Raw genomic sequence first — 12,671 nt, forward strand, 5'->3', positions numbered from 1 at the left:
CTGTATTGTCAACTCTTATGAAGGCAAAAAATGACCGAGATACAGCGCCTGCTTACCGCCACCATCGACGATCTTAACCTCCGCGAAAAGCGCGACAATCGCCCGCGCTTTAGCATTAGCTTTATTCGCAAACATCCTGGACTGTTTGTCGCCATGTATGCCGCCTGGCTGGCGACGCTTGTTGTGATGCTGAAGTCAGAAACGCTGGTGGACTCCGTCTGGCTGCTGGTTGTACTGTTTGTCGTCTTTAACGCCTTTTTCTTTTTCGACGTGAATCCGCGCTACCGTTACGAAGATATCGACGTGCTCGATTTCCGGGTCTGCTATAACGGCGAATGGTACAACACGCGTTACGTGCCAGAAGAGCTGATCGAAAACATCATGCACTCTCCGGCGGTTGAAGCCGGGCAAAAAGAGAAGCTGCAGAAAATGGTCTCCACCAAAGGTCAGCTCTCTTTCTATGATGTCTTTACCCTTTCCCGCCCTGCTGCTGCGTAATTAACGCCTGCAGGCGTCGGATCCCCGGCGCAAACTGAGAAGCAGAGGTATTGCCGTAACCTAAAACCAGACCGGTTTGCCCCTGCTTCGCCTCCAGGTAGTACCCGCTCAGCGCAGCGGGTGCCAGCTGAAACGCCCTCGCCTGCTCCACCAGCTTCTGGTCGTCAATACCGTCTATCGCCAGCGTCAGATGCATTCCCCCTTCGCCTGCCAGAATGCGGTGCGGAGAATAAAGCTCTGCGCCCAGCACCTCACGCAGCTGGCGGTAGCGTTTACGGTAGAGCCGACGCATGGCGGCAAGATGACGGGCGTAATAACCTTCTTCAATAAACAGCGCCAGGGTACGCTGCTCCGCACGATGTCCTCCGCGCAACAGCGAGCCGATGGCCGGGCGAGCCGCTTTCGCCAGCGCTGGCGGTAGCACCATGAACCCCATTCTGAGCGAGGGAAACAGCGTTTTACTGAACGTCCCCAGATACACAACGGGCGCATTGTTGACCATTCCCAGCATCGCCGGTACGGGCTCACCGGCATAGCGGAACTCGCTGTCGTAATCGTCTTCAATGATCCACGCGTTATGCTGCCGGGCCAGCTCCAGCAGCGCCAGCCGCCGCCGCGCGCTGAGCACGCTCCCGTAAGGGAACTGATGCGAAGGTGAGGTAAAAATCATTGAGGGCGCAGGCGCATCCAGCCCTTCCCAGCACATTCCCTCGTCATCTACCGGTATTCCCGTCATTGCCAGGCCAGTTTTAACAAACGCACTCTTTGCCCCGCTATAGCCGGGGTTTTCTACCCAGGCGACATCGGCAGGCTCGCTTAACAGCATCGTGCAGAGGTTGACGCCTTCAAGCGCCCCTTCGGTTATCACAATCTGGCTGGCGTCGCAGTCGATACCGCGGGACAGGGCGAGATGCCGGGCAATCGCGGCGCGCAGCGACGGCTCGCCGGCCGGGTCGCCATAGCCTAACAGGGCGCTTCCCTCCTCGCGCAGGACGCGATCGTACAATCGCCGCCACAGCGGCAAGGGGAAATAGTTAATGGCAGGCGTTCCCGGCGTAAACGCCATCACCGGGGTGTCGCGCGGCCCGGGCGCGGGCAGCAGGGCGACACGTTTTGTCAGCCTGACGTCAGGATCCGGCAATGTCCGGGCAATCGTACGATGAGCGAATTGCCCCACCCGCGTCCCCTGACGGTTACGCAGCAAATAGCCTTCGAGCGTGAGCTGGTCCAGCGCCGCATTGACCGTGTTTCGGGAAACCGAGATCTGCTGCGCCAGCGTTCGCGAACCGGGCAGCTGGCTGCCGGACAGAAGCCTTCCGCTCAGTATGGCCTCCCGCAAAGCGAGATAGAGCGCGCGCTGAAGCGTCTCCTGCCCACGCTTTTTCAGCGCAGCATGGAGCAAAGTGTAAAGCTCATCACCTGGTATATTCATCTCCCCTCCTTGTGGTATCAGAAAAACATAGCCTGGTGGTTCTTTTTAAGGAACCAGCAATTCACTAATCTGGAGATCTTTTCAACGTCATGGAAATAAAGATGAATACATTCAACGAGTTTGGACAGCCTGTAGGCGAAGCCCTTATCGACTGGCAGCCTCGTCAGCACCCGTCCCGGGTGGTCCTTCAGGGTCACTATTGTCGGCTTGAGCCGCTGCGCGTGGAGCATGCCCACGCGTTGTTCTCCGCCTATTCACTGGCCGAAGATACCCGCAGCTGGACGTGGCTGCTGCGTGAACCCGATGCCACCGCAGAGGAGTTTGCCGACTGGGTGGCGAGCGTAAGTGAGTTATCCGATCCCATCCACTTTACCGTTATGGACAACCGGACCCAGTCTCCTGTCGGGACGCTGTCCCTGATGCGGATCGATCCTAAAAACGGGGTCGTGGAAGTGGGGCACGTTCACTTCTCTCCTCTGTTAAGCCGCACGCCAGGGTCGACAGAAGCGCAGTATCTGCTGATGCGGTACGTATTCGATACCCTGGGGTACCGGCGTTATGAATGGAAGTGCAATAGCCTGAACGAGCCTTCCCGTAAAGCGGCGCTGCGTCTGGGCTTTCAGTTTGAAGGACGCTTTCGCCAGGCGCTGGTCATAAAAGGCCGTAACCGGGATACCGACTGGTTTTCGATTCTCGACAAAGAGTGGCCTGCGCTGGCGATCGCCTTTGAAAGCTGGCTTGCCACCGACAATTTTACCGCCGATGGCAAACAGAAAAGATCCCTGGAAAGCTGGCGAGAAACGCGCGTTTAGCGTCTTTTTTTACGTCCCTGAACCGCCTTAAAGCGCGGATTAGATTTGCAAATCACGTATAAGCGTCCCTTGCGTTTGACTATCTGGCAATCCGGGTGACGCTGCTTTGCACTGCGTAATGAGTTAAGTACCTGCATGGTTAGCCCCGCTTCGCATTGAGAAAACCGCCAAAACGCTTGCGGAAGCGCGCTGCGCTGCCGTCCGTGGAGAACGTTTTCTGCTTACCGGTATAAAACGGGTGCGATTTTGAAGAAACCTCGATGGTGATGTACGGATACGTTTCACCGTCGAGTTCAATTTCGCGGTCGGTTTTAATGGTTGAGCCGACTTTAAAGTATTCATTAGCGCTGGTGTCGTGGAATACCACGGTGCGATAGGCTGGGTGAATATCGGGTTTCATCGTAAATCCTTTATGTTTTGTTATAACATAACAAAATAATATCCAGGCGAGGTTGAAAAAACAACCCCTCTCTTCTGACGATAATTTCTCGTATGCCTGAGATAAAATGAAAACCATGCCAACCACGTGCTATAACTATATCATTTCGCGGTAAAATCTTTCTCTTCAGGCAGGGAACTCAATGCCCAGGAACGGGCATACGAGGAAGGACACGACAGCATGAAAACCCGACATCTGGTCAGTCTGGTGACTGGCGTACTTATCTTTTCTGTGCTGGTCCCCATTTGCCTGAGCATCTGGCTGGCCCATCGCCAGGCGGAAGATAAATTCGCCGATGCGCTGGATAACTATGCCTCCCGCGTGCTGGTTCGCACCGACAGGGTTGTGGATCAGGCAAAAGAAGCGCTCGATCACCTGCAGGCCTTTGAGGGAGTGCCGTGTAGCCCCTTGCAATTGCGGGAAATGCGCCGGGTCGCTTTCTCGTGGCGATATGTCCAGGAAGTGATTTATATTGACAATCTTCGACCGCTCTGCTCCTCCCTGGAGCAAACCAGCCATGCGTCCCCTTTCCCTCCTCCAATGCGCATTACCGAAGATGGTTACAGCGCGTGGCTGACCACGCAAAACGATCTTGGGTTTAACCGCTACATGACGGTGCTGGGAAAAGGCCACTACCTTGTCATGATCGATCCTGCCTCGCTGGTGGACGTGATCCCTTTCGGCGAGATAGCGATTGATGCCGCCCTGGTAGGAAGCGCAACGCACCGCATATTTGCCAGCAGCAGCAAGCTCGACTCTCACATCCGCGACATGGTTCAGGAGCGGGGTGTGAAAAGCGTGCAGTACAACGGTTCAATGTACGTCATGAAGTCTGTACCTGAGCTTGGATTTACCGTCGTCGCATGGGCAACGCTCAAACCGCTGGCTGAAACCTGGCACCGGCAGCTTCTTTTCTGGTTACCGTTCGGCATGTTGATAAGCCTGCTCGCCGCACTGTTTGTCCTGCGGATCCTGCGGCGTATCCAGTCGCCGCGCAATCGCCTGCTTGACGCCATTAACAGCCGGGATTTTGTGGTGCACTATCAGCCCATCGTGGCGCTCTGTAGCGGAAAAATTGTGGGCGCTGAGGCGCTAACGCGCTGGCCGCAGCCAGACGGAAGCTGCCTCTCGCCGGATATTTTTGTCCCCCTTGCCGAGCAAACGGGGCTCATCTCGAAGCTGACACAGTTAGTCATCGAAAAGGTGTTTGAAGATATGGGCCACTGGCTGCAACGCTATCCGGATCAGCATATCTCCATTAACCTCGCCCCTGCCGATTTAACCTCCGGCATCCTGCCGCCTCTGCTGAGCCAGCTCCTGAACAAGTGGCAGATCCACCCCCGGCAAATCGCCCTGGAGCTCACCGAGCGCGGCTTTGCCGATCCCAAAATTAGCGCACCGGCTATCGCCGCATTTCGCCGTTCAGGCCACCCTGTCTATATTGATGATTTTGGCACGGGCTATTCCAGCCTGAGCTATCTGCAGGATCTGGACGTCGATACGCTAAAAATTGATAAATCGTTCGTGGATGCGCTGGAATATAAAAACGTGACGCCGCACATCATTGAAATAGCGAAGTCGCTGAAGCTGGCGATGGTGGCGGAGGGCGTCGAAACCGCAGGGCAACTCGCCTGGCTACACCAACACGGCGTGCAGTACGGGCAGGGGTGGTACTACAGCAAAGCGCTGCCAAAAACGGAATTTATTCTTTGGGCAGAAAATAACCTCGGCACGCACGCTACTTGAGATAGGATTTCATCACCCGCAATACCACGCCAAGATCGGCTTCACGCTGCGCTTCTTCAGGCTCTTTCACCACATGATCGGTTAAATGCCCTTCGATCACCTGCATCATCATGCCATTGACCGCCCCGCGGATCGCCGCCAGCTGCTGTAACACCTCGGCGCATTCGTGATCGCTGTTGAGCATTTTCTCCAGCGCGGTGCTCTGCCCCTGAATTTTCTTCAGGCGAGTCAGTAACATCTTCTTGTCTCGAACGGTATGTGACATCTCTGTATCCCTTATTTTTTGGCTTTTAAAGCATATCACGCTCTACTCCCCCTGAGTATTTTTCTACTGGGGGGTAGTATTGAACTACTGGGGGGGAGTAGTATCTTCACACGCTTTCCACTCCGGAATTTCCCATGACCGATTTTGCTTCACTCCTTCAGCAGGGCAACGCCTGGCTGTTTGTTCCCAGCGCTATCCTGCTCGGTGCGCTACATGGCCTGGAACCGGGCCATTCAAAAACAATGATGGCCGCCTTTATCGTGGCCATCCGAGGCACGCTGAAACAGGCGGTGCTGCTCGGCCTGGCGGCCACGCTCTCCCATACGGCGGTGGTCTGGCTCGTTGCGATGGCGGGATTATGGTTTGGTCGGGGCTGGGATGCACACACGTCCGAACCCTGGTTCCAGCTGATTTCCGGGGGGCTGATCGTTGCGATCGCCCTGTGGATGGCGTGGCGAACCTGGAAAGAGAGCCAGCCGCACGATCATCATCATCACGACCATGATCACCACCACAATGACCATGACCACCATCATGATCATCACCACCACCACCACGAACACTCGCTGGTTGAAGAAGAGTGGCAGGACGCCCACCAGCGCGCTCACGCGCAGGATATTAACCGGCGCTTCAGCGGTCAAAACGTCACCACCGGCCAGATCGTGATGTTTGGCCTGACCGGCGGGCTTATCCCCTGTCCGGCGTCCATCACCGTGCTGCTGATCTGCCTGCAGCTGAAGCATTTCGCCCTCGGCGCGACGCTGGTGTTCAGCTTCAGCATTGGTCTGGCGTTAACGCTGGTCGCTTCCGGCGCGATTGCGGCCTTAAGCCTCAAGCACGCGACCAAACGCTGGCCCGGGTTTAGCGAATTATCCCGTAAAGCGCCGTGGATCTCCGCTGCGCTGATTACCGTAGTAGGGATTTACATGAGCCTGCATGGCCTGAGCGGCATTCTGGCGTAAGACTGCGGCCACGCTCTGTGGCCGCATCTTCATGGTCAGCTAAGGGTTCTGCTGCCAGCTGAAGGTATAGCGAAGCTGGCGTGTCTGCAGGATGAACTCCGGAGAGACGCTGGGGCTCCAGGAGTCGTCGCCGCCCACGCCCATATGGAACGCATCGAGATTGAGCCAGCATCCCGGCTCTTCGCGCAGCAGATGATGATGGGTTGTCTCACGCAGCTGCTGCTGGCCGTAGCGGCTCACCGAGAAATGGAACCGGCCGTTCAGCTGATGCGTTCCCACCACAAGTTCCCGGGTATCGCAGCGCAAACCATTTTCCGTCGGGAAGATATACGGCGTGTGCATGGCCTCGAGAGGTAATGTCCAGCGACCCTGCTGCGCCGCCAGCTTTCTGTCCGGGTAGTTTTCATGCGGCCCCAGCCCCAGCCAGTGAACGTTTTCCGGCGTTTCGGCAAGATGAACGCTCAGGCCAACGCGCGCGGGTTCAGGGATATCAGATGCCATATCGACCTGAATATCGCCATGCAGAACGCCACGATCGTCCACCCGCCAGACTTTACGGCTCATGAACAGGGCTTTGCCGCGATACTCAAGCACGTGCTGGGTTGTGACCACCACGTCGCCTGCGTGCTGCCGTGCCTCACAGTGCAGAACGCGCGAGGTGAGTTCGTACATGCCCGCCGCTTTCCAGCGTTCAACCCAGGCGTTCGGATCGATCTGCGTCGCTTCACTCACGCCAATGTCGTTATCCAGCGGCGCGCGGCTGACGTTATCCGTCAGAGGTGAAAGCAGCGTTTCAACGCCGTTTCGCCACCATTGGGACAGGTTTCCGGTTGCGCGATCGAACTGCCAGCGCTGTTGACGATGGGCGATCTCCAGAATGCGATCGCTTTGCGTTAACACCGGCGGCTCGCCCGCCGGGACTGGCGGAGCAATAAAGAGGGGAGCCGGAAGCGGCCACTGCTCCCACGCGCAGCGATGGTCAGCCGGAGACCACGGCGTTGCCCGCGGCTGGCGTACTTCAACGTTCAGCCAGATCTCACCCGGCCCGGCGTTCAGCGCCGGCAGGTCAATCTCCAGACGCTGGGTGCCTTCAGGCGCCATCGAGAGCGTCACCTCGCCCGCGGCCAGCACGTCCCCGTCCCGGGCAACCGTCCAGTTCAGCACTTCGTTATCGGTGTGGCGGAACAGGTAGCCGCTTTGCACCTCAATCACCAGCGGAGAAGTGCTGACCTGCGTAAAGGTAAAGAACTGCTGGGCGCGCTGCGCCTCGAACAGCGCCGGGTGCGGCGAGCGATCGGGGAACACCAGCCCGTTAAGACAGAACTGCCGATCGTTCGGCTTATCGCCGAAGTCTCCGCCGTAGGCCCAGAACAAGTTGCCCTTTTCGTCCCGTTTCGTCAGGGCCTGATCGACCCAGTCCCAGACAAACCCACCCTGCAGGCGAGGATGGCTGCGAAACGCTTCCCAGTATTTCGCAAACCCGCCAAAGCTATTTCCCATCGCGTGGGCGTATTCACAGAGGATCAGCGGGCGCGTTTCGTCCGGCATGCCGATCCATTTCTTGATTGACCATTTAGGCACTGCCGGGAAGGGCTGATCCCGATCGACCCGGGCGTACATCGGACAGACAATATCGGTCGCCGCCGTGTTCGCGCCGCCGCCTTCATACTGCACCGGACGCGTAGGATCGGTGGTTTTCAGCCAGCGGTACAGCGCATCGTGATTCGCGCCGTGGCCCGACTCATTGCCCAGAGACCAGATGATAACCGAGGGATGATTACGATCGCGCTGCACCATGCGGGTCACGCGTTCGCTCATGGCGGGCAGCCAGCGCGGATCGTCAGCAAGGCGGCTCATCGGCACCATGCCGTGCGTTTCGATATTGGCTTCGTCAACGACGTACAGCCCGTAGCGGTCGCAAAGCCGGTACCACATGGGATGGTTCGGATAGTGCGAGCAGCGCACGGCGTTGAAGTTGTGCTGCTTCATGATTTCGATATCGCGGCGCATGGTCGCTTCGTCCATCACCTGGCCGTTTTCCGGGTGATGCTCGTGCCGGTTAACCCCGCGGATCAGCAGCGGTTTACCGTTAAGCTTCAGTAGGCCATTGCCGATCTCAACGCGGCGGAAGCCCACGTCACACGCCTCAACCTCCAGCACCTCACCCTGCGGGTTAAGAAGCGCAATCGTCAGGCGATACAGTTCTGGCGTTTCAGCGCTCCAGAGCGCGGGCTGGTCAACAGGGATCGCCGCCGTTAGCCGCTCTGCCCAGCTGCCGCGCTCGTCGACGATGGCAGATCCTGGACGCCGGGAAACGCTGGCGCATTTTTCACCCGTGCGCCACAGGGTCATGACCACCTCGCAGTCTGCAAAGCCAGCGCCTGCCAGCGCGACATCCACCTTCAGCACCGCGCGGTCCAGCTCCGCATTCAGATCCGTCACCACGTGATAATCGGCAATCTGCGTCTCGGGTTTATGCAGCAGCGCCACATCGCGGAAGATGCCGCTCATGCGCCACATGTCCTGATCTTCCAGATAGCTGCCGTCGCACCAGCGCAATACCATGACCGCCAGCCGGTTCTGCCCGGGGCGCAAGGCCGCCGAGAGGTCAAATTCGGCGGGCAATCGGCTGTCCTGGGAATAGCCCATCCACTGCCCGTTGCACCAGAGATGGAACGCCGAGTTCACGCCGTCGAAGATGATGCGGGTCTGCCCGCTTCGAAGCCAGGCGTCATCCACCTCAAATGTGAGCGAGTAACAACCGGTCGGGTTTTCCTGCGGCACGAAAGGCGGGTTAACGGGAATAGGATAGGTGACATTGGTATAGATGGGCGTGTCGAACCCCTGCATCTGCCAGTTAGACGGCACGGGCATCGCAACGGCATCCGCGCAATCTTCGGTTACCCATGCCTGAGGAACCCGTTCCGGCGCGGTAAAGAAGCTAAACTGCCACACTCCGTTCAGATAGTGCCTGCTGGTCGATCCAGCGTCCTCTCTGGCAGAGGGCTCATTGCGCCAGCTGTGTAACGGCGCGTGTGCGGCCAGACGGTTCCACTGGGTGACGCCAGGATTTTCCCAGTCCCGACGGGCCAGAATGGCGCTGAGGGTCAGCGGTGAAGTGGTGGACATAGTAACCTCTTTGCGAAGCGCTCACAATTTTGGTTAACATGCCCTGGCACCCGACAACGGTAAAGCGTTCAATCGCGGGGTAGCGAGTCCGATCACAAAGTTTTATTTGCGGGCAATCTGCTCGGCAAGGAGTGCCAGGCTTCTGAGCTGCTGCGCCAGATCCTCGCGTTCGGCCTGCTTCGGATTGCGGCGCGCGCTGGAATGACGGGTAACCAGCGTCACCGGCAGCTGAACCTGCCGGCACGCTTCGCCCCCGGAAGGTGCCAGCAGCCACTCCACGCTGCGTTCGCCCGCCTCGCGAAACGCCTGACGAATGGTTGTCAGCGGCGGGGAAAACCAGGCGCTGTCAGCGGTATCGTCAAACCCAACCACCGAAAGCTGGCCAGGGATCGCGATCCCTTTTTCCGCGCAGGCGCGCATCACCCCGAGCGCCATCTGATCGTTCGCCACCAGAATCGCGTCCGGTAATGCCGCACCCGACAGCAGCACGTGTCCCTTCTCATAACCGCTGGCCGCGCTCCAGTCACCGTAGGCCACAGCCGTCGCGTTAAGACCCGCCAGCGCCAGCGTCGCTTTCCAGCCCGCCAGGCGCGCCCGCGCAGAGACCGAGCTTTCCGGCCCGCTCAGCAGGGCAATGCGCTGATGCCCCAGAGAAAGCAGATGCTCAACGCCCAGACGCGCCCCCTGCTCCGCGTTAAACACGAGGCTGTTTACCCGCGCTGAGGGCGCCACATCGAGGAACAGCACCGGGACGGGCGACGCCAGCGCCCCGAGCTCTTCGGCGTGCGGATCGTCAAGCGGCACATTCACCAGCAGCGCGTCCACCCGCTGTGCCAGCAGCGCCTGAAGCGCGGCCTGACACTGCTGGGGTTGCTCCACCATGGAGATAAGGACGCTCGCCCCCTGTTCCGCCGCACGCGATTTGACTGCCGACACAATTTGCGAAGGCGCGTGCAGGGCCAGGTCGGTGGTGATGAGGCCCAGCGTACGGGTGCGTTTCCCCGCCAGCTGCTGCGCCCGAAGGTTAGGAACGTAGTGCAGCTCCACCATCGCCTGCTGCACCTTTTCTCGCGTGCGGGCAGACACATGTTCCGCGTCGTTAATGACGCGGGAAACGGTCTGATAAGAAACCCCCGCAAGGAGGGCGACATCATAGAGAGTGATTGCTTTCATGCTTTCTGGCATCGCGATTTTCGAAGCGTCTATTCTGGCACAGCGACGCCGTTAAAACATGTGAGCGCTTCGCAAAATTAAACAACCCGCTCCGGCTGGACTATTTCCGCAATGCGCGGCTTCTGGCGGAACCAGGGCAGGCAGAGCTGGATAAGCGGGCCAATGGTCAGTGCATACAGTACGGTTCCCACCCCAAACGTGCCGCCAAGCACGCACCCAATCAGCAGAACGGACACCTCAATTGAGGTACGCACGCTGCGAATGGACCACCCCAGCCGGGCGTGAATGCCGGTCATCAGGCCGTCGCGCGGGCCTGGCCCGAAACCGGCCCCGATGTACATGCTGGTCGCAATCGCGTTCATCACGATGCCCGACACCAGGAAAGCAATTCGAACGGGTAACGAATCCAGCTCCGGGATAAGCGCCATGCTGGCGTCCGCCGCCAGGCCGATACAAATCACGTTGCTGATCGTGCCAAGGCCCGGCATCTGGCGCAGCGGGATCCACAGCAGCAGCACCGCCGCGCCGGTCACAATGATCACCGTCCCGATAGTCATCCCCAGCTGCATCCCCACCCCGAGGTGAAAAACATCCCAGGGATCGACCCCCAAATCGGAACGAATAAACATCGCGGTGGAAAGGCCATACAGTCCTAAACCGACATAGAGTTGTAGCAGACGACGTACCATTTTTATCTTCTCCAGTGAACCAGGCTTTCATCCTGACCTAAAATGGCACTATGATTAATGTCCAGTTTTCAAATAGTGGACTGCATATGTCATCACGTCGCTTCGGAAGCCAGTCTCTGGTACGCCTTTTAGGCCACTGGCAGCAAGCCTCATCCCGCACCCCGCTCTGGCGACAGCTGGCCGACGCGCTGCGTTTGTTAATTCTTGATGGGCGTCTGGCACTGAATACGCGGCTGCCGGGCGAGCGTGAGCTGGCCACGGCGCTGGACGTGAGCCGAACCACCATCAGCAGCGCGCTCGCCCACCTGCGTGAAGAGGGGTACCTTGAAAGCCGCCACGGCAGCGGGTCACGGGTCATTCTCCCTGACACGCGCGCCGTTCCCACCCTTTCCGCGGCGAGCGCCGCACTGGATCTCTCCACTGCCGCCCTGAATGCCGGGCCGGAGATCCATCAGGCTTATGCCCATGCGCTCACGGCCATTACCCCGCATCTCTCGCTGACGGGCTACGATCAGCTGGGGCTACCGACGCTGCGGGAGGCCATCGCTGCGCGCTATACCGCGCGGGGCCTTCCCACCCGCGCAGACGAAGTGATGGTGGTTAATGGCGCCGTCAGCGGCTTTGCGCTGATACTGCGGATGATGACCGGGCCGGGGGACCGCGTCGTGGTCGATCATCCCACCTATCCGCTGGCGATTGCCGCCATTCAGGGGGCGCAGTGTCGGCCAGTCGGGGTGTCGCTGCCGGAAACCGGCTGGGATACGGATGGCTTTGCCGCAACGCTTGCCCAGACGGCGCCGCGCCTGGCCTACCTGATGCCAGATTTTCATAATCCGACCGGGCGCTGTATGGATATCCCCACCCGTCAGGCCATCACGGATATTGCAGCCCAAACCCGCACGGCGCTGGTGGTGGATGAAACGATGGTGGATCTCTGGTTTGATGCGCCTCCCCCGCCACCGCTGGCCGCCTTTAACCCGCAGGCCACCGTCATCACCTTAGGCTCTGCCGGAAAAAGCTTCTGGGGCGGGCTGCGTCTCGGCTGGATCCGTGCCTCATCGCGCATCATCGCCACCCTTGCCCAGACGCGGGATACCCTGGATTTAGGCTCGCCGCTGCTCGAACAGCTGGCAATGCAGTGGCTCATTAACAACAGCGAGACGTTTCTGCCCGCACGCCGGAAGATGCTGGCGGAACGGCGCGATCGATGTGGTGACCTGCTGCGCGAACATTTCCCTGAGTGGAAATTCCACGAGGCGGAAGGCGGGCTCTCTTACTGGATAGAGCTCCCGGGCATGCTGGCGACACAGCTTGCCGCACGGGCAGAAATAATCGGGATTAACCTGGGAACCGGGACGCGGTTTGGTTTATCGGGGGCGTTTGACCGCTATTTACGGATGCCCTTCTCGCTCGAATCGACAGAGCTTGAGCAGGCGTTGCTGAGGATCAAACCGTTATGGCTCGCTCTGAATAAAAACGTGCCATCGTTAAAACGCAGCGTGATCTAATATTAAAATATTTGAAGC

General features: G+C 58.8%; 12 protein-coding genes. 5 read left to right on the forward strand and 7 right to left on the reverse strand.

Annotated elements, in window-relative coordinates; genetic code table 11:
- Positions 1-30: 30 nt before the first annotated feature.
- Positions 31-498, forward strand: coding sequence for a YlaC family protein (locus SPH27_RS09625; protein WP_045400719.1), 468 nt, complete (start codon positions 31-33; stop codon positions 496-498).
- Here the strand turns inward: SPH27_RS09625 and SPH27_RS09630 are convergent.
- Entirely contained in the window at positions 470-1,930 is a 1,461-nt protein-coding gene (locus tag SPH27_RS09630; protein ID WP_182071794.1) for a PLP-dependent aminotransferase family protein, read from the reverse strand. The genes SPH27_RS09625 and SPH27_RS09630 overlap by 29 nt on opposite strands.
- 101 nt (positions 1,931-2,031) lie before the next feature.
- Here SPH27_RS09630 and SPH27_RS09635 point away from each other — a divergent pair, with 101 nt between their 5' ends.
- Positions 2,032-2,742 (forward strand): GNAT family N-acetyltransferase, encoded by a 711-nt coding sequence (locus SPH27_RS09635; RefSeq protein ID WP_182071796.1) that lies wholly within the window; start codon positions 2,032-2,034, stop codon positions 2,740-2,742.
- Here the strand turns inward: SPH27_RS09635 and ykgO are convergent.
- Together ykgO and SPH27_RS09645 are read right to left on the reverse strand one after the other, a co-directional pair.
- A complete protein-coding gene (gene ykgO, locus SPH27_RS09640) occupies positions 2,739-2,879 on the reverse strand; it encodes a type B 50S ribosomal protein L36 (protein ID WP_003859006.1) in 141 nt (46 codons plus the stop codon). The two genes, SPH27_RS09635 and ykgO, sit on opposite strands and share 4 nt — an antisense overlap.
- Positions 2,880-2,881: 2 nt before the next feature.
- On the reverse strand, positions 2,882-3,142 hold the full coding sequence (locus SPH27_RS09645) for a type B 50S ribosomal protein L31 (RefSeq protein WP_010428154.1): 261 nt from the start codon (positions 3,140-3,142) through the stop codon (positions 2,882-2,884).
- A gap of 219 nt (positions 3,143-3,361) precedes the next feature.
- On the opposite strand from SPH27_RS09645, the gene SPH27_RS09650 reads away from it, so the two are divergent.
- Entirely contained in the window at positions 3,362-4,927 is a 1,566-nt protein-coding gene (locus tag SPH27_RS09650; RefSeq protein WP_047061248.1) for an EAL domain-containing protein, read from the forward strand.
- On the opposite strand, the gene SPH27_RS09655 is transcribed toward SPH27_RS09650, so the two are convergent.
- Complete coding sequence (locus tag SPH27_RS09655; protein ID WP_023310594.1) at positions 4,920-5,192, reverse strand: metal-sensing transcriptional repressor; 273 nt, start codon at positions 5,190-5,192, stop codon at positions 4,920-4,922. The two genes, SPH27_RS09650 and SPH27_RS09655, sit on opposite strands and share 8 nt — an antisense overlap.
- A gap of 134 nt (positions 5,193-5,326) precedes the next feature.
- Here SPH27_RS09655 and SPH27_RS09660 point away from each other — a divergent pair, with 134 nt between their 5' ends.
- Positions 5,327-6,154 carry a nickel/cobalt efflux protein RcnA gene (locus SPH27_RS09660; RefSeq protein WP_048978930.1) on the forward strand — a complete coding sequence of 276 codons (828 nt, stop codon included), beginning with the start codon at positions 5,327-5,329 and terminating at the stop codon, positions 6,152-6,154.
- A 39-nt stretch (positions 6,155-6,193) separates the two neighbouring features.
- Here the strand turns inward: SPH27_RS09660 and SPH27_RS09665 are convergent, their stop codons facing one another.
- From SPH27_RS09665 to SPH27_RS09675, 3 genes are all read right to left on the reverse strand, one after another.
- Positions 6,194-9,283 carry a beta-galactosidase gene (locus tag SPH27_RS09665; RefSeq protein ID WP_182071798.1) on the reverse strand — a complete coding sequence of 1,030 codons (3,090 nt, stop codon included), beginning with the start codon at positions 9,281-9,283 and terminating at the stop codon, positions 6,194-6,196.
- Between the two features lie 102 nt (positions 9,284-9,385).
- Positions 9,386-10,456, reverse strand: coding sequence for a LacI family DNA-binding transcriptional regulator (locus SPH27_RS09670; RefSeq protein ID WP_182071800.1), 1,071 nt, complete (start codon positions 10,454-10,456; stop codon positions 9,386-9,388).
- A 77-nt stretch (positions 10,457-10,533) separates the two neighbouring features.
- Positions 10,534-11,145 (reverse strand): YczE/YyaS/YitT family protein, encoded by a 612-nt coding sequence (locus tag SPH27_RS09675; protein ID WP_069303744.1) that lies wholly within the window; start codon positions 11,143-11,145, stop codon positions 10,534-10,536.
- Positions 11,146-11,231: 86 nt separating this feature from the next.
- Here SPH27_RS09675 and SPH27_RS09680 point away from each other — a divergent pair, with 86 nt between their 5' ends.
- Positions 11,232-12,653 (forward strand): PLP-dependent aminotransferase family protein, encoded by a 1,422-nt coding sequence (locus tag SPH27_RS09680; RefSeq protein ID WP_182071802.1) that lies wholly within the window; start codon positions 11,232-11,234, stop codon positions 12,651-12,653.
- Positions 12,654-12,671 lie beyond the last annotated feature (18 nt).

The sequence above is a fragment of the Enterobacter sp. A103 genome, from assembly GCF_034427535.1.
GTDB lineage: Bacteria > Pseudomonadota > Gammaproteobacteria > Enterobacterales > Enterobacteriaceae > Enterobacter > Enterobacter asburiae_B.